The 16,206-nt window shown below is 45.7% G+C and carries 18 protein-coding genes; 7 read left to right on the plus strand and 11 right to left on the minus strand.

The genetic code is table 11. The annotated features are described in order from the left end of the window. Window positions 1-148: 148 nt before the first annotated feature. The 4 genes from PAHA3_RS11430 (at window position 149) to PAHA3_RS11445 (ending at window position 3,991) form a co-directional block, all read left to right on the plus strand. On the plus strand, window positions 149-1,645 hold the full coding sequence (locus PAHA3_RS11430) for an amidase (protein WP_062834844.1): 1,497 nt from the start codon (window positions 149-151) through the stop codon (window positions 1,643-1,645). 129 nt (window positions 1,646-1,774) lie between these two features. Beyond that, on the plus strand, window positions 1,775-2,392 hold the full coding sequence (locus PAHA3_RS11435) for a DUF1989 domain-containing protein (RefSeq protein WP_062834845.1): 618 nt from the start codon (window positions 1,775-1,777) through the stop codon (window positions 2,390-2,392). Window positions 2,393-2,520: 128 nt separating this feature from the next. Then, complete coding sequence (locus PAHA3_RS11440; protein WP_062834846.1) at window positions 2,521-3,147, plus strand: LysE family translocator; 627 nt, start codon at window positions 2,521-2,523, stop codon at window positions 3,145-3,147. An 82-nt stretch (window positions 3,148-3,229) separates the two neighbouring features. Next, the gene (locus tag PAHA3_RS11445) at window positions 3,230-3,991 is read left to right on the plus strand and encodes a YqcI/YcgG family protein (protein ID WP_062834847.1); all 762 of its coding nucleotides are present in this window, start codon (window positions 3,230-3,232) and stop codon (window positions 3,989-3,991) included. Between the two features lie 56 nt (window positions 3,992-4,047). Here the strand turns inward: PAHA3_RS11445 and PAHA3_RS11450 are convergent, their stop codons facing one another. The 4 genes from PAHA3_RS11450 to PAHA3_RS11465 all read right to left on the minus strand — a co-directional run bounded on the left by PAHA3_RS11450 (window position 4,048) and on the right by PAHA3_RS11465 (window position 8,453). Beyond that, on the minus strand, window positions 4,048-5,394 hold the full coding sequence (locus PAHA3_RS11450) for an amino acid permease (protein ID WP_062834848.1): 1,347 nt from the start codon (window positions 5,392-5,394) through the stop codon (window positions 4,048-4,050). 522 nt (window positions 5,395-5,916) lie between these two features. Further along, window positions 5,917-6,810, minus strand: a complete 894-nt coding sequence (locus tag PAHA3_RS11455) for an aldo/keto reductase (RefSeq protein ID WP_062834849.1) — start codon at window positions 6,808-6,810, stop codon at window positions 5,917-5,919. A 126-nt stretch (window positions 6,811-6,936) separates the two neighbouring features. Continuing rightward, entirely contained in the window at window positions 6,937-7,710 is a 774-nt protein-coding gene (locus PAHA3_RS11460; protein WP_062834850.1) for an SDR family NAD(P)-dependent oxidoreductase, read from the minus strand. 254 nt (window positions 7,711-7,964) lie between these two features. Further along, window positions 7,965-8,453, minus strand: a complete 489-nt coding sequence (locus tag PAHA3_RS11465; protein WP_062834851.1) for a GNAT family N-acetyltransferase — start codon at window positions 8,451-8,453, stop codon at window positions 7,965-7,967. A gap of 178 nt (window positions 8,454-8,631) precedes the next feature. On the opposite strand from PAHA3_RS11465, the gene xerS reads away from it, so the two are divergent. After that, complete coding sequence (xerS, locus tag PAHA3_RS11470; protein WP_062834852.1) at window positions 8,632-9,738, plus strand: tyrosine recombinase XerS; 1,107 nt, start codon at window positions 8,632-8,634, stop codon at window positions 9,736-9,738. 151 nt (window positions 9,739-9,889) lie between these two features. Here the strand turns inward: xerS and mobB are convergent, their stop codons facing one another. Both mobB and PAHA3_RS11480 read right to left on the minus strand, forming a co-directional pair. After that, on the minus strand, window positions 9,890-10,423 hold the full coding sequence (gene mobB, locus PAHA3_RS11475; RefSeq protein ID WP_062834853.1) for a molybdopterin-guanine dinucleotide biosynthesis protein B: 534 nt from the start codon (window positions 10,421-10,423) through the stop codon (window positions 9,890-9,892). 7 nt (window positions 10,424-10,430) lie between these two features. Then, window positions 10,431-11,699: a molybdopterin molybdotransferase MoeA gene (locus PAHA3_RS11480; protein ID WP_062836076.1), complete on the minus strand. Its 1,269-nt coding sequence runs from the start codon at window positions 11,697-11,699 to the stop codon at window positions 10,431-10,433. A gap of 168 nt (window positions 11,700-11,867) precedes the next feature. Here PAHA3_RS11480 and PAHA3_RS11485 point away from each other — a divergent pair, with 168 nt between their 5' ends. Further along, window positions 11,868-12,158, plus strand: coding sequence for a restriction endonuclease (locus PAHA3_RS11485; protein WP_062834854.1), 291 nt, complete (start codon window positions 11,868-11,870; stop codon window positions 12,156-12,158). Between the two features lie 113 nt (window positions 12,159-12,271). On the opposite strand, the gene PAHA3_RS11490 is transcribed toward PAHA3_RS11485, so the two are convergent. From PAHA3_RS11490 to PAHA3_RS11510, 5 genes are all read right to left on the minus strand, one after another. Further along, entirely contained in the window at window positions 12,272-13,018 is a 747-nt protein-coding gene (locus PAHA3_RS11490; protein WP_062834855.1) for a DUF4247 domain-containing protein, read from the minus strand. A gap of 11 nt (window positions 13,019-13,029) precedes the next feature. Further along, entirely contained in the window at window positions 13,030-13,536 is a 507-nt protein-coding gene (locus tag PAHA3_RS11495; protein ID WP_062834856.1) for a DUF4178 domain-containing protein, read from the minus strand. 23 nt (window positions 13,537-13,559) lie between these two features. Then, a complete protein-coding gene (locus PAHA3_RS11500; RefSeq protein WP_062834857.1) occupies window positions 13,560-13,961 on the minus strand; it encodes a DUF350 domain-containing protein in 402 nt (133 codons plus the stop codon). Between the two features lie 94 nt (window positions 13,962-14,055). Then, on the minus strand, window positions 14,056-14,727 hold the full coding sequence (locus PAHA3_RS11505) for a PspA/IM30 family protein (protein WP_062834858.1): 672 nt from the start codon (window positions 14,725-14,727) through the stop codon (window positions 14,056-14,058). 112 nt (window positions 14,728-14,839) lie between these two features. After that, window positions 14,840-15,181, minus strand: coding sequence for a hypothetical protein (locus PAHA3_RS11510; protein WP_051447323.1), 342 nt, complete (start codon window positions 15,179-15,181; stop codon window positions 14,840-14,842). Between the two features lie 153 nt (window positions 15,182-15,334). On the opposite strand from PAHA3_RS11510, the gene PAHA3_RS11515 reads away from it, so the two are divergent. After that, window positions 15,335-16,126 carry a polysaccharide deacetylase family protein gene (locus PAHA3_RS11515; RefSeq protein WP_062834859.1) on the plus strand — a complete coding sequence of 264 codons (792 nt, stop codon included), beginning with the start codon at window positions 15,335-15,337 and terminating at the stop codon, window positions 16,124-16,126. Window positions 16,127-16,206 lie beyond the last annotated feature (80 nt).

Consider the following 16,206-nt stretch of genomic DNA (forward strand, 5'->3'; position numbering starts at 1 on the left):
CCAACCTTCCGCTCGTTTCCCTCCTCTCATACCCGAATATCCACTTCATCGCACTACGTCCCTTCAATGTTTTGTCTTTTATCTAATCCGGTGGTACGATGACATATGGAATAATAGATGAACTATATTCAGAGAGGAACGATCATTAATGTCTTCATTCTCATATACCTCCTACGATGCCGTAGGTTTGGCTGAACTGATCCGATCCCGGGAAGTATCCCCAGTTGAATTGTTGGAAGCGGCGTTTGCACGCCTTGAAGAAGTAAACCCGCAGCTTAATGCGGTCATTCGTACATATGAAACCCGTGCACGGGAGGAAGCTGGCTTAGTTCGCCCTCTTGAACAACCTTTTGCCGGTGTGCCCCTGCTTCTGAAAGATATTTCTCAATCCTTGGAAGGTGAATTTCTAACTTCAGGCTCACGTTTGTTCAGCGAGCATCGCGCATTACGTCATTCGAATTTTGTCACTCGACTGCGTGATGCAGGTTTTATCATCATAGGACATACCAATACGCCTGAATTTGGTTTGAAAAATATTACCGAGCCCCGTCTTCATGGTCCAACTCGCAATCCATGGAATATTAATCACTCCCCAGGCGGTTCAAGTGGCGGTGCCGCCGCCGCTGTAGCTTCCGGTATTGTTCCACTTGCCGGAGCCAGTGACGGAGGCGGTTCGATCCGTATCCCGGCTTCTTTTAGCGGACTGTTTGGTCTGAAACCAACTCGCGGGCGCACACCTGTAGGACCAGGAGTTGGTCGCCAATGGCAAGGCGCGTCGATTGATTTTGCCCTCTCTCGCTCGGTTCGGGACAGTGCTGCATTGCTTGATACGTTGCAAGTCATTCAGCCTGAAGCAGCGTTCCATGCTCCACTCTTTCCAGGCAGTTACTTGGCGGATATGAGCTATCCACATCAACGCAAACTTAAAATTGCATACACAACGGATTCGCCCGTGGGTACACCTGTCAGCGCAGAAGCCAAAGAGTCTGTATACAAGCTCGTTCGCTGGTTGGAAGAACAAGGTCATCATGTTGAAGAAAAGCTGAGTCCCGTCAACGGAGTTCGGTTGATGGAGAATTATTACATGATGAACAGCGGTGAGATGGCCGCAATGATCTCTTCCATGGAAAGATCTATGGGCCGGGTTCTGACCTCCGATGATATGGAGATTGAATCCTGGGTTCTGGCTGAAGCTGGCAAAAAGGTGTCCGCTGCCGAATTTGTACATAGCTTAGCTGAATGGGATGTAGCTGCAGAGCAAATGTCCACTTTGTTCGAGCGGTATGACTTCTACGTCACTCCTGTTAATGCTTTTTCTGCACCTAAGATTGGAGAGTTAACGCCTCATGACGAACAGATTCGTAATCTCATGCGGATTAGTGAATTGGACAAGACCGAGCAGCAGCAACTCATCTATGAGATGTTTGAGCCAAGTCTTACGTATACTCCGTTCACCCAGCTCGCGAATCTGACAGGTCAGCCTGCGATAAGTGTACCTCTGCATATGACACCTGAAGGTTTGCCAATGGGCGTTCAAGTGATGGCAACCAAGGGACACGAAGATTGGTTATTACATCTGGCTGCACAGCTTGAAGAATCAGATCTTTGGATCGGGATGAAAGGTAATCCAATGTTTCCAGCATAAAAAGTTCAGCGTGTATCTACCTTTATCATTGAACGTTACCCATCTGAGTATGATGTGTTGCCGAAATAGTGCATGAAAGTTTCGTCTGCTCCGCATACTGAAAGCAAAAATAGCGGAGGAATGTGACGAATGAATATCAAACAGCCTCATAAACAGTCCTTTCGTATCCCTGCCAAAACGGGATATGCCCTGAAAGTAAACAAGGGTTCTTTATTACGTATAACAGATCTGGAGGGACAGCAGGTCATTGATTTTGTGGCTTATGATGCGCAAGATGCTAACCATCGCTTGGACCCGGGTGTGACAATGGATGTATTGCGCACTTACCGAATCAAACCTGGGCAGTTTGTATATTCCAATCAATATCGACCCTTACTCAAGATCGTGCGTGACACAGTTGGGGTACATGATTTCTTCAACTCTGCTTGTCGTCCCGAGATGTATGAGGTGTTATATGACAAAAAGGATCACGCTAGTTGTTATCACAATCTGAACACGGCATTGGAACCCTTCGGTATCTTACCACCGGATCAACACTATCCGTTTAACTTGTTTATGAAGTCCGTTGTAGACAGTCAAGGCAAGATTGATGTTGTAGCACCCGACTCTCGTGCAGGGGATTATATCGAAATGGAGGCATTAATGGATCTCACGATTGGGCTCTCCGCTTGTCCTTGCGAGGAAAGTTCGTGCAACGGCTACCACTGTACTCCAATTCAATTGGATGTCGAATCTTCAATAGATTAACAAGGCCATAGGCCATATGATATAAATAGTTTGTTCTAATTCACTCCTTGCGGGAATACGATGACTTGTACCCATTTTCTGTGACGACTGGTACAATTCATCGAACCCGTTAAGGAGTGAACGTGTTTATGTCTGTACTGTTCAGTTATATTATTCTGGGAATCTCATTGTCTGCTCCAATCGGTCCGATTAACGCCGCTCAACTTGACCGCGGAGCCAGGCACGGATTCATGCACGCGTGGATTTTAGGACTCGGCGCCATGTTTGCAGACTTGGTGTATATGCTGTTGATTTATTTTGGAGTTGCCCATTTTCTGGACACGCCGTTTATGCGCTCTTTTCTCTGGTCCTTCGGCAGTTTTATTCTCATTTACACGGGAGTGGAGACGCTCTCGAAGCTGAAGCAGGGGATTCAAGGTACATCTACTGCGGAAGCGACTGTTCGAAAATCGTTTATATCCGGCTTTTTGATGGCCCTGTCCAATCCACTGAATATTTTGTTTTGGCTTGGTATCTATGGCTCCATTCTCGCGACGACTGTGAAACATACGGATACCGCTCATTTGCTGCTCTACAGTTCAGGCATATTCATTGGCATCTTGTTGTGGGATGTTATTATGGCTGGCATGGCCAGTCGATTCCACAAACATAGCAGTGAGAACGTATTGCGCTGGATCTCCATCATTTCGGGAATCTGCCTGATCGGATTTGGTTTGTATTTCGGGTACGAAGCTGTGCGTTCCATTTTTTTCTGACAACAAAATCAGGCTGGACAGTCACCCAACATCCTCCACATTAATACTTTAACGGTATCATGTGGAATGGAGTTGGGAATCAATGGCGGAGCTGTATAGTGCCGACGAAATAAACACCTTGTTTGAGCGTCTTCCATCTTGGCAGCAGGACGCTTATTCGCAATTTGGTAAAATGATCGCCGACGATGATAATACGTATCCATGTGTACCTGGACGAATGGGATTTCTGTCAGGACATTTGAGGTTCGGCTTTACGTGTGATCCCCGATCTGAACAAGCTGCCGAAGATATGGCGGATCTGCTTAGACAGTATGGTCCTGTATCCAGAGACACAGGTCATTACGCTTCCATGGTGGTCATCTGTGAGACGCCAAATGATCTCAAAGATCATACAACGGTAGAGCAATATCAGACCTTATTCTGGCAAATGCTTAATCGGGTAAGTTCACACGATACCGAGCCGTGGCCGGAACATATTTCAACCGATCCTCATGATTCATCGTGGGAGTTTTGCTTTGGCGGAGAGCCTTACTTTTGTTTTTGCGCAACTCCCGCACATGAACTCAGAGCTAGCCGACATTTTCCTTATCTCATGTTTGCTTTTCAACCACGGTGGGTATTCGAATCCATCAATGACAACACCCCTCTTGGCCGCAAAATGAAAACCTTGATCCGCAAGCGTCTCGCTGCCTATGATGCTGTTCCTGCTCACCCTTCGCTGATGTGGTACGGTCAGCAGGATAATCTGGAGTGGAAACAATATTTCCTGCCTGATGATGAGCAGACACCTTCCAAGTGTCCATTCATGCGGATGAAGCAAGCTTTAGGCAAGTTGACGAAATAATCTTACAACACTTATTACGTACTCTTAGTACGCTGGGTAACCTCCACGAAAGCTACTTATGGCTTGGCTGGTGCAGACTGCGGCGGTTTGGAGCCACGTACTTTGTGAACAATATACGTGATGATGCCAAGGAACACCACAAGTCCCACACTTGCCAGCAGACCCGTTCTGCTGGCTTTTTCCATTGCTGTCCCAGCCACAGCAGCCACAATTAATACCATGGCAGTCCATACTTTGATGCGATTCCACTTCACAGGCTTCATTTTTTTAATATACGTGATGCAGATAAGCAGCCATGTATACATCAATACCAGACTACCTGCTGTCGTCACATATTCAAACAGACTCTTGGGCATCCATAATGCCATCAACGTAGACAGGAGTAATCCGGCCGCTGTGCAACATAATGCCTGAAGTGGCATGTCCTTTTTCCCCCAGGTCTTCGTAAACAGCTTCGGTGCATCTCCATCTTCAGCGAGTTTCACCAACATGGACGTAATTGCATATAGCGAAGCCACCATCGTTGAGAATCCAGCAATAATCAGAATTCCGTTGAGAATGTGGACCACTACGGTGAATCCAATGGTTGACATGGCTTTGACAAGCGGACTTTCATCTGGAGTTAACTGAGCTGAAGGCACAAGCAACAGGATCAACGCAATCGCAATGACATAGAGTGTACTCACCGATAATAGCATTACACGACCTGATTTCACTGCATCTTTCGGTTCTTTCAGGTTAGCAGCCATCAAGCCCATAACCTCGATCCCGGCAAAAGCAAAGAATGCATAGATGAAACCGGTCCATACCCCTTTACCTCCATGAGGAAACCATTCATTCTTCAATTGTTCTGGTGTCACTTTTACAGGTAACCAACCCAGACAAGCCGCTCCTGCTATAGCTATAAATGCAACCGTTGCAGCAAGTTTGATTACCGCAAGAATATTCTCCGTTTTGGTTAATCCCTTCGCTCCCAATGCAGCAATGAACAGACCAATAGCCGCATAGATCGCAACAAATGCCCACAGCGGAAACTTGGGAAACCAGAATTGAGAGAATAGCCCCAGTGCCGTCAATGAGCTGCCCATGATGAGCATTTCGGAAAACCAGTACATCCATCCACTCCCGAAACCAGCCCAAGGTCCGAATGCTTCACCAGCATAGGTTCGAAAAGCACCTTCTTTGGGATCATCTGCCGTCATCTGCGCCAGCGCACCAAATACAAAGTAAGTCCCCGCCGCAGCAAGCACCAACAATACGAGTACAGATATACCGGCCCAATGAATCGCGAGACTGGTTCCTAGGAAAAATCCCGTCCCAAGCGTGCAACCCGCGCCAAACAAGGATAGGCTGATCCAACTTAGTTTATCGTCTTCCTTTTTACCGTGTAGCTGACTTTTCATGAAGCTCCTCCTTCTGCCTTATCCCCTTACGGTTTACAGGTCATGGAGGTTTTATGTCTGCATTGCCAAAAGAATTATTATTAGTTTACATAATATTTAATATGTTATAAATCTGTTGTTGATTTTGAGTCCCATGTAAAATCCGTGAAAAAGTTATTGACTTCTATCACTTAAAATGATTTTCCTTTTTAACATGATGGAGCGGTATCGAAGCTCTATGTGATGTAGTAACTAAGGGGAGAAAATGATTTTTCTATTGTGAATTTTTCATGTGTTGAAATAGTATTATTAAGGTCGTTATTTCGTTCATATCGAACGCTGGCCCTCTCCATTTTTCGTCTCATTCTAACAGCTTTTTTGTGAAAATTTTCATTTGGCAAAAATAGTAGAGCTTCATTGTCGATTTCCCCTCTTTTCTCCGTTCTTATTTTACTATTATGAATTTTTCATATGTTGAAAATGTATTACGATGGTCAAAAAAGAAGCCGCCCCATGGCGACTTCGCTAATATTTTTTTAAATTTTAAGTCCGGCCAGTCCAGTCCGCTCCCGCAATTTCGTTCCATCGTGCTCTAATCTCATCATATAGTTTCTGCGGAAGTGCCCCTTTGGCGACAAGGTCGGCATTTTGCTGCCAGCGATTTGGCTTGGCTGTTCCTACAATCGCCGTGTCTACACCTCCGGTACTTAGCGTAAAACGCAGTGCTGTTTCCACTGCTGCCTGAGCATCTTCACCCAGAAAACCATAGTTAAGTTCGCTTAAGCGTTTCCAGTATATAAATGGATAAGCCTCTTCCGAAAGTGTTTCATACGTCCAGGCCGCATTGGCAATAGGTCTTTTGGCGATGACACCCATGTTTCTTTTTCTCGCCTCAGGCAGAGTAAGTTCAATTGCTTCCTGATCTGCGATATTTAATGAGGTCTCTAGGCTGTCAAATGCTCCGGTCTGAATCGCATATAGCGCATCCGTTGTATCTCCACTATATCCGATGAATCTGGTTTTCCCTGCTTCCTTGGCACGTTGAAGAACCTCGATAACTGCCCCTTGCCGAAGTACTTCTTCAGAACAGCTATGCAAATGGATGACATCCACATAGTCGGTTTTCAACCGCTTAAGACTACGGTCAATCGTCTTCTCCAGTACTTTGGCATCCCAATCCGGACCTTCGATCCCGGCAGCATGTCCACATTTGGTGAACAAATAGTAATCATCACGCCGATGTGACAGCACCTCACCGATTAATTCTTCACTGTCACCATAACATTCAGCCGTATCAATTACGTTTAACCCTGCATCGAGCGCACTGTTGAGCAATGTGGCTACATCCGTTTTAGATACATTTTTGCCTATTTCCGCTCCGCCAAATCCAAGTGTGCTTACCTTCATGCCCGTGTTTCCGTAATTACGCAGTTCCATGGTTATCTTCCTCCAAGTTCATTGAATTGGGTACAGATAAATAGAAATACAGATTAATCCCCAATGTTATTACCCGTAATTTGGTTGTCCCACCCACTTTTCCAGACTTTTACCAACTCAACTCATCTAGAATCCATAGATGGACATTCCACCATCAACCAATAACGTCTGACCCGTTATGTATCCGGCTGCATCCGATGCCAGGAATACGACAGGCCCTACCACTTCCTCCAGTTCTCCCACTCGCTGAAGCGGTGTACGACTTACAATTTCCTGCAAATACTGGGGATCATCCAGCAGCTTTTCAGTTAGAGGTGTTCGGAAATACCATGGCCCTACTGAATTGACGCGGATTCCATACTTGCCCCATTCCAGTGCGAGCACTTTGGTCATATGAATTAACGCAGCCTTGGTTGCACCATATACAACCCCTGTCCGCAAAGCCGTGTGCCCACCTACCGAAGAGATGTTGATGATCTTCCCAGTCCCACGTTCTTTCATATGCTGTCCCGCTAATTGCGAAGCGAAGAAAGCCGATTTCAAGTTTGTCTGCATGATGGTCTCCCACTGCTCGTCCGTTACTTCAAGTGCTGGTGTGCGAATGTTCATACCTGCGTTATTCACCAAAATGTCCAGACTGCCCATCTCCGAGATCGCCTTTCGGAACGTCTCTTCCAGTTGTTCTCTTGAAGTCACATCTGCAGTAAGCGCGAGCGCTTTACGCCCTGTCTGTTCATAGATGTAGGCAGCTGTATCCTCAATTTCTCTCATTGTTCGGGATACAAGTACAACGTCACTGCCTGACTGGGCAAGCCCAATCGCAATTGCTTTTCCGATCCCTCTCCCCGCGCCTGTCACCAATGCTGTCTGTCCATCGAGATGGAATATGGGTACGTTCATGTTACTCACTCCTTCATCAGATTTATAAATTGAACTAAAAATTATTTACACTGACACTACGATGACAGAATAACCTTCCAATCACTGTTATCCCCAGATTTTTTGATTCCATTTTCCGTAGGGGAAGATCCGGGGATAAAGGCGAACGCTTCGCTTTTTCAGGTTTTTTCTGTCCTCTCCGTTATCGTGTAAATAATTAGTTCAACTTATATCGCAATCATGCAAATACTTATATGTAAGTAAAGCCCCGATTATCAGGTTACAAAATATTGGCTTGGATTGCCCAGTTCCGGATGGAACTTTTCTCGAAAGCGGCCTCCCGTATAATCCCCTATAATTTTACGCCAGAACGCCTGCGCAATGACATTGTTACGAACCTGAGTCACTTTCCATCTCCCTGGGAAACGTTTAAACAGCTCATAGGCTGCCCGAGTGCCCACGCCACTGCGCCGATATTTTTGCATCACAAAGAACTCAGTCAAGTAGTAATCATTATCCTTACTTCCAGGCTCCAATTTCTCTACGAGAGCAAACCCTGCAGGTGCGCCGTCACTTGTAATCAAAAAAGGAAACTTGCGGTCCTCTTCTGTCCAGAATGCTTCCAGACCCGGATATTCTGGAAAAATACCATTGCTGTCTACATCAATATTCAGATATTTGGTAAAATCATATAGATAAAATTGCATTAAATGCCGAATCACCTGACTGCGTTCCCGGGGAACCAGTTCTATTTGCATATTCATCCGGTTCACCTCCTCTGCTCTACGTATACTGATTACTTTAAAGGTTTACGCGCCGAAGGGCAAGGAAGCATCCCCTACTTACTGCCTACTTTGGTGAACAAGCTGTGAGCATGTAAATTATGGTACACTAGAGCATAGAATACTATTAAATTGAATATTAATCTTATATGTTTTTCACATGGAGGTGTCGAACTTGACCAACGTGCAAAAAGAGATTGATCGACGCAAGCTGGATGACAAACTACCTTCCATGCCTTGGTTCGTTCAGCAATTCATGGACTACAAGCTGCCTGATCTGTCCCCTTCTACCCTGCTCGAATATTTAAGAGATTACGAAGCTTTCTTCGGTTGGTTGCGAGCAGAAGGGCTATCCGAGGCAAGCTCTAATAAAGAAGTTACGTTGACTGAACTGGAAGTCCTTCGCATGGATTCGGTTACCGCCTATCGGTTATTTCTCACAACCAAACGAGAAGGAACCAATTCCAGAATTACCGTCTCTCGCAAGCTCTCTTCCCTTCGCTCCCTTTTTCATTACCTGAGCCAGATTGCGGAAGATGAAGATTTCTACCCTTTGCTGAAGCGGAACATTATGGCCAAAATCGAGATCAAGCGTACCCATAAACCCAAGGACACCGCTGCCAAACTCAAAGGTAAAATTCTGGAGGAAGAGGAACTACTCGAATTTATCGGATATATCCTTGAAGGTTACGCTGTCGATATGGAGAAGAACAAACAGGCGCTGTATTCCCATGAACTCAACAAAGAACGGGACGCCTGTATTGCCAGCCTGATTCTGAATTCCGGCTTACGAGTGTCGGAAGTTGTGAACCTGAACGTCGATGACCTTGATCTGAACAACAAACTCCTGTATGTCTATCGCAAAGGTAACAATGATGAGACATACAAAACACCCGTTTATTTCAGGGAACAGGCCAAGGACGAACTCGCAACTTATATGAACCTGCGGCAATCACGTTACCGTACACCCAAACGGGAAAAAGGTCTGTTCATTGCCATGCGAAACGGAGATTCAGAAGGTAGCCGAATGACCAAAAGAGCAATCCAGGCCATGATCATGAAATACGCTAAACGCTTTGGCAAACCCTACTTGACCGTGCACAAATTACGCCATTCATTCGCAACCGACTATTATCTGCAAAATGATATCTACAAAACGAAGGAGCAGCTTGGACACGCTTCTACGGAAACGACCGAGATCTATGCTCACCTTACCGACAAAACGATGTCAGAGGCCATCGAACGCCGTACTGAAGATGGGATGTAACACCCCAAACATAATAAAAGCAGCAAGCCGCATCAAGGATTTCGATCCGAGAAAGGTCTGCTGCTTTTTTTGCTTTTACATCATGTAAGGATCTAGAACATAACCCGAAATGATTTTAGTTTACATAATAAATATTACGTCATATCAGCCTTCACTTGCTTTCAACTATCTGTAACAAAGCTTTGGCTATGAACTCCGTTTCATGAACCGAGTACCACGTTATATCCCTGTTTACAACCCTTGGCTCCATAACTTGATCTGGAGATAACCATGAGATCATACCCACTACACCTTCAAGGCGATCAATTAGGCTCAGATCCTTCTCTTCTCGAACCATCACGAATTTGGGGTAAGAAGCCTCTTTAAATCCCTCAATAACAATCCAATCATACCCGGACAGATGACTTAACATATCCTCCAACCTGGTAGCTTGTCGCTCCATAATGGCAGTGCGTTTCTCTGACATCACAACCACCGCCGAGGCCCCTGCCTCCCCAAATCGATACGAATCCGTTCCTTCTTGATCCATCTCAAAATGGTCGTGTCCATCATGCTTAATCGCTGCTACTTTAAGTCCCATAGAAGAAAAGTGCCCGATTAGCGCGGCTGTCATGGTCGTCTTGCCCGTGTTCTTGTATCCAACAATCTGTATGATATGTGGTTTGTTTTCACTCATTTTAGTCATCTATTAACTACCTCACATGACCTGTGGGCAGTTTGAGGATGCGAACTTGCTCACCCGCAGGAATGCCTTTTTTCTCAGGGGGAATAACAATCAGACAATCACTGTCTTTAATCGTAATCATCACGCTGGATTCATCTACACGGGCAGCAGCGGGTATAGCGTAAACCATTCCGTTGCGGATTTCCGTGCGTCCTCGTACGAATCGTGTAAAATTGTTTACTTTGGTGTACTCTTCTTCCAAGATCGCGGTCCATTCTTCCAAGTAAGGATGAGCATCGGCTTGCATGGAACGAATGGTAGGACGAACAAATAGACCAAAACCCACAAAACAAGCACCCGGGTTACCCGAAAGCGCAAAAAGCAATTTGTCTTTGTACACAGCAGCTGTGGTTACACTGCCTGGTCGCATCGTCACTTTGTTAAACAACATCTCTACATGTTCTTCCAACACAAGTTCACCCATAATATCATAATCTCCGACGGATACACCGCCTGTGGTCACCACGATATCATTATCTTGAATGGCTTCTTCAAGTTTGGCCCTTGCTGTATTCACATCGTCTGCAATGGAACCATACATCACCGGCTCTCCTCCCGCTTCAACGACCAGAGAACGCAGCATATAACTGTTGCTGTTCCGGATCCGACCTGGTTGCAGCGGCTCATCTACATCAAGCAATTCCGTGCCTGTGGCGAATATCGCAACCTTAGGACGTTGAAATACGGGAACTTCTGCAATGCCAAAAGTCGCCAACACCGACTGCTCTCCTGCCCTGATGATCGTTCCTGCTTCAAGCAGTTGCTGACCCTCCTGAACTTCCAGTCCGATTGGTGTGATGTTAGCACCCGGCAATATGTGTCGTTTTAATGCAATCCACTGTTCTCCATTCTCTTCCTTGCTCTCAGTCATCTCCATCATGACCACTGCATCCGCACCTTCTGGAACCTGTGCACCCGTCATGATGCGAGCAGTTGTACCTGAAACAATGGTGTGGTCCGAGGTATAACCGCAAGGAATTTCATCAATTACCCGAAACCAGATTTGATGATTACTCGTTGCATCTATGGTATCTGTACTTATAATGGCGAATCCATCCATACCCGATCTCCGGAAGAACGGATACGGATGAGGTGCCTGAATATTCTCTGCAAGTGTACGTCCATGGGCAGACTCAAGGTTAACTTTCTCTATAGAGCCTGAAGTAACTCGTGCTGCTACTTTGGCTTGGGCATCCGGTACCTGTACAGCTGTACGGTGGAACTTGGCAGTTGTCATATCATATGAATGTGAGTTTAGTTTCAAAAGTATTCTTACCTCCTAAAGACATACATCGTTTAAGAAAGTGTAGCCCGAATGCTTTAAGATGACAAGTACATCGCTCACATCCAACATGAAAGCAAGCGTATATGCCCATAATACAAATGACAAAGGGAGGCGATCATCATGAGTGAACGATGTGAATTATGCGGAAGAGAATCTGTGGACACAACCATTCATCATCTGACTCCCAAAGAAATGGGAGGAGCATTTCTGCCTACAGCCGACCTGTGCATCCCCTGTCATAAACAGATCCATTCGTTATATACCAATCGGGACATTGTGACTCTTGGTCTTACCGACCTGCCGTCTTTGAGACAGGACGAACGAATGATGCCATTTATCCGCTGGATTCGCAAACAGCCTGCTTCAACAATTCCCCGCGTACGCAAATCCAATCATGTTCGCAAGTCGTAAAGCAAAAAGAACAGCTCCAAGGTAAAAGCGGATAGAGATAAATCCGTCATACCTTTTCGCTGTTCTTTTTGGATTGGATTATATGTTGGGCAGCCAAGCTTATGAATAAATCATTATCTACGCCTCATAATTCGACCGCCGCCAACTCTGGTTTTCGGTTTTTTGTAGGATTTCTTTGGTGAATCAAACAACCCGCCCAGACCACCACTGCTTTTGTTACGATCAATGGTTCCCTTGCTCTGATCCTTATTGCGATTGAATAATCCTCCGCCAGATCCCACGCTTGAATCTTTATCGCTTCCGCGCCTCGTGATTGTACCTTTTCGATCCACAGTAATGGGTGGAGCAACTTTCTTGTCATTACTTGTTGGTGTACGGTAAGATCCTGCACTCGGTTTATACGTATCTTTATTGGTGTATCCCCGATAATTCCCATTGCCCCGTCCACCAAAAGAATCGAACAGATTACCTATTAATGTAGCGGTCAGGTAACCTTGTAAAAAAGATGAATCGTAGTTCTGCCGAACATACTCCTTTGAGTCCACCTCAACCAAGGTATCCTCCGGCTTGTTCGTATCTTGTTGCAGATGATAATACTCGTCCTGATACACCAGGAACATACGCTCCGTGTTCTCTGCCGAGATCTGATCCGGTTGCCTTTGGTCAGACAATTCCTGAGCCACTTCCGGAACCGTACGGTCCGAAGCCCGGTATACATAGGACGTTGAGTTACCACTGCCATTAACCGATTCAAGCGGATATGTGTCCTGAACAGAAGGTGCTCCGCACGCGGACAACAGAGACATCACAAGGCTGAGGACCAGCATTAATTTTAATCCATGTGCCAAGCGTTTTTTCATTGGAACCTCTCCTAGCTCGAACGAATCACTTTGATATCCGCAGGAATAATGGACTCACCCTCATACAGTGTAAACCTTCTGTCTTGCCACTCTACGCGAAGAAGCATATTATCATCCGACTGATACTGCCATACCAATTGTTCTCCAGCCTGGCCATACGGCGTTCTGCCTGCCGTAGACACCATGCCACCATATTCTTCCTCCAGATGATATGCGCGTCCATCCAGATCCAGCAATGTAGGCACCTCATCAGGTGCATCTAGTCTGCCATCAATTGGTGTATATAAGGCATAACGGGTGATTTCCCGTTCTTCGATATGCAAATAGCGAAATGCGGTACCATCCTGCAGCGTAAGCACAACGGCATTTCGAGCGCGATTTTGTACCCGACCAACGACTTCATAAGTGACCAGAGAAACCTCACAGATATCACCAGGTGCAAGCTGAAGCATGGTTTTCTCAGCCTGCAGTGGTTCAGGTTTCGTTAGTATTCCTTTAATTCGTTTCCATACACTCATGAGAATTACTCCTGTTCCTTATCTTATAAACAAGCTGCAATAATCAGTGCGCCCACGATATGTAAAGCGCCAGAGAACAAGCCGTATCCTGTCTTCCCTTGCTGAATTCCGGTATCCAGATCCAGATTGGCCCATTTGCGTATCATAAAGTGTACGACACTCTCCAGAATCAACAATATGATAAAGGATACCACGGAGACCAGCAATGCTTCTCCCAGATGACCAGCCGTCGAAATGGACGTAGCGAGTACATACCCTTGTGCAAATAATTTCATAACCATACGTGTGGTAACAGCCATATTTCCAGCCTTAACTTCAGCAAAATCCTTATATTTCGTGAACAGTGAATCTACATACATCAAGACAAACAGCAAAACCGAACCAGATACTGTCCAGACCAGCATCGCCAAAATGTTCAAATCCATTTACACAGCCCCCACATATCAACATGAACCGCATTAAAAGCGAAGAAGAAATGCTCTTCTCCTCCGCTGGTTAACCCTGCTGACAACCAAGGTGTTAGTTCTTATTATCGTACTGTTTCATCAATGCTGCGAGTTCGTCTTCAACAGCCTGATCTTTGCCCAACTTCTCGAACTCTTCGTCCAAAGACTTGCCTTTGGAAGACATTTCGTTGCTTGCTTCAGCTTGAGCTTCCATTTGCATCATTTTCTCTTCCATACGTTTCATGCCGGCACTTGCCGTATCGGAACCAAACCCATTCAACGCTTTGTTGATTTCCGTTTGTGCTTTTGCTGCGTTATAACGGGCTACCAATGTCTCACGTTTGTTCTTCATTTGAGTCAATTGCTTACGCATCTCGTCGAGCTTGCCACGCAGGTTATCTGCAGAAGCCTTGTTCTGATCATAGCTGGTTTTGTACTCAGCCATCTTCTCTTCAGCAGCCTTTTTCTCCTCCAGAGCCCGGCGAGCCAGATCCAGATTCTGAGCACGTGCTGCCGTATGCGCCTGCTCTTCACGTTTCTTCACAAGCGCTTCCTGCTCTTCGAATAGCTGCTTGAATTTCTTCTCAATGGCGATCTGTGCAGCTACTGCTTTCTCTGCATCTTCCAGATCCTCTTGCATGTCACGGATATATTGGTCCGTCATCTTGATTGGATCTTCCGCCTTGTCAATAATGGCGTTGATGTTAGACATTGTTAAATCACGCAACCGTTTGAAAATGGACATTATGTTATTCCTCCTAGTCGATATTACATCGTATATAAACATACATACGTAACAATCTACAACTCGTTTCAATTTTAGCAAATAAAATCAAAACATGCGATTGTTCTTCATGTTAGGAAGATCGTTTATCCTTGTTCAGATGATCCTCCATCAGCCTCTCTGCAGTCTGCACGATTTCGTCGATCTGCATCCGTGTAATGGAATCAAAATGAATACCCATGATCACCGTAACGGTTACTTTCAGCTGCAGGGCAGCCTTTCGGGCAAGCCGCTCACACAGCTCTTGCTCCTTATGTCCCGGAATATGTACCGTCGTCCCGCTTACGCGCTCATGATCCACGTAGAACGTGGCTACGGCACCAATATGCGCCTTTCCTCCGGTAACGAGAAAAACCTTATCTTCTCCTGCTTCAATCACCTGTAAACGTATGGATTTCAAATCATATGTACTCATACCCATCCACCTATCCTTTTCTATATGTTATATATGGAGGAATTATGGCTGTCATGAGCTAAATCGGCAATGAAACTTCTCACACTGCGCATATTTTATGGAACCCCCGGGCATACCAAGGAGAACGTCATTTTGGAAAAGGAGGCCGTTATTATGCGCGTACGCCTCATTATGCTGATGGTTATCGTTATTTTTCTCGGAGGACATCATGCTCCAGTTTCATCGCGGGATGCTTCAAGCCCGCCAAGTGAATCAGTATCAGGTTCAGATTCCGCGGAAGAAGAACAATTGACCCTGGGACAGTTACGTCAAAAATATGCGGATACGTTCAAAACGAATGGTCCATCAACGAAGCAGGTTGCCCTGACTTTTGATGATGTGCCCGATCCACGTTTTACTCCACAGGTATTGGATGTATTGAAGAAATATAAGGTCAGAGCTACATTCTTTATCGTCGGTAGTCGTGCTGAGAAACACCCGGATCTGGTAAAACGTATGGTTAAGGAAGGGCATATTGTTGGCAATCACAGCTACAATCATCCGGAATTCAGTAAGCTGTCGATGAATGCCTTTCGCAAACAAATTTTACATACCGGAGATATCATTCACCATCTGGCAGGATATACGCCGAAGATGATTCGGCCACCATACGGAGACATTAATGAAGAACAGCTGCAATGGGCTGCCAGACAACACTATAGCATTGTGAACTGGAATGTTGATTCACTGGACTGGAAAGGCCTTTCCAAGGAAGAGGTGAAGGATAACATCCTATCTGCCGTGAAACCTGGCTCCATCGTTCTGCAACATGCAGGAGGCGGTGTGGGATCGAACCTGAACGGCACAATTGAGGCTTTACCTGAAATTATCGAGGAACTCCGTAATCGGGGGTATGAACTGGTCACCTTGGACGAGATGTTGGGGTTGCCAAAAGCCAACGATTAAGATGTCCATTATATAAGTTGATGATGATAAAAGGGTGCCTGTTCAATCGCAAGTAGCGACTGGCAGACACCCTGTTTGAA

The sequence above is a fragment of the Paenibacillus amylolyticus genome, assembly GCF_001570725.1.
GTDB lineage: Bacteria > Bacillota > Bacilli > Paenibacillales > Paenibacillaceae > Paenibacillus > Paenibacillus amylolyticus_A.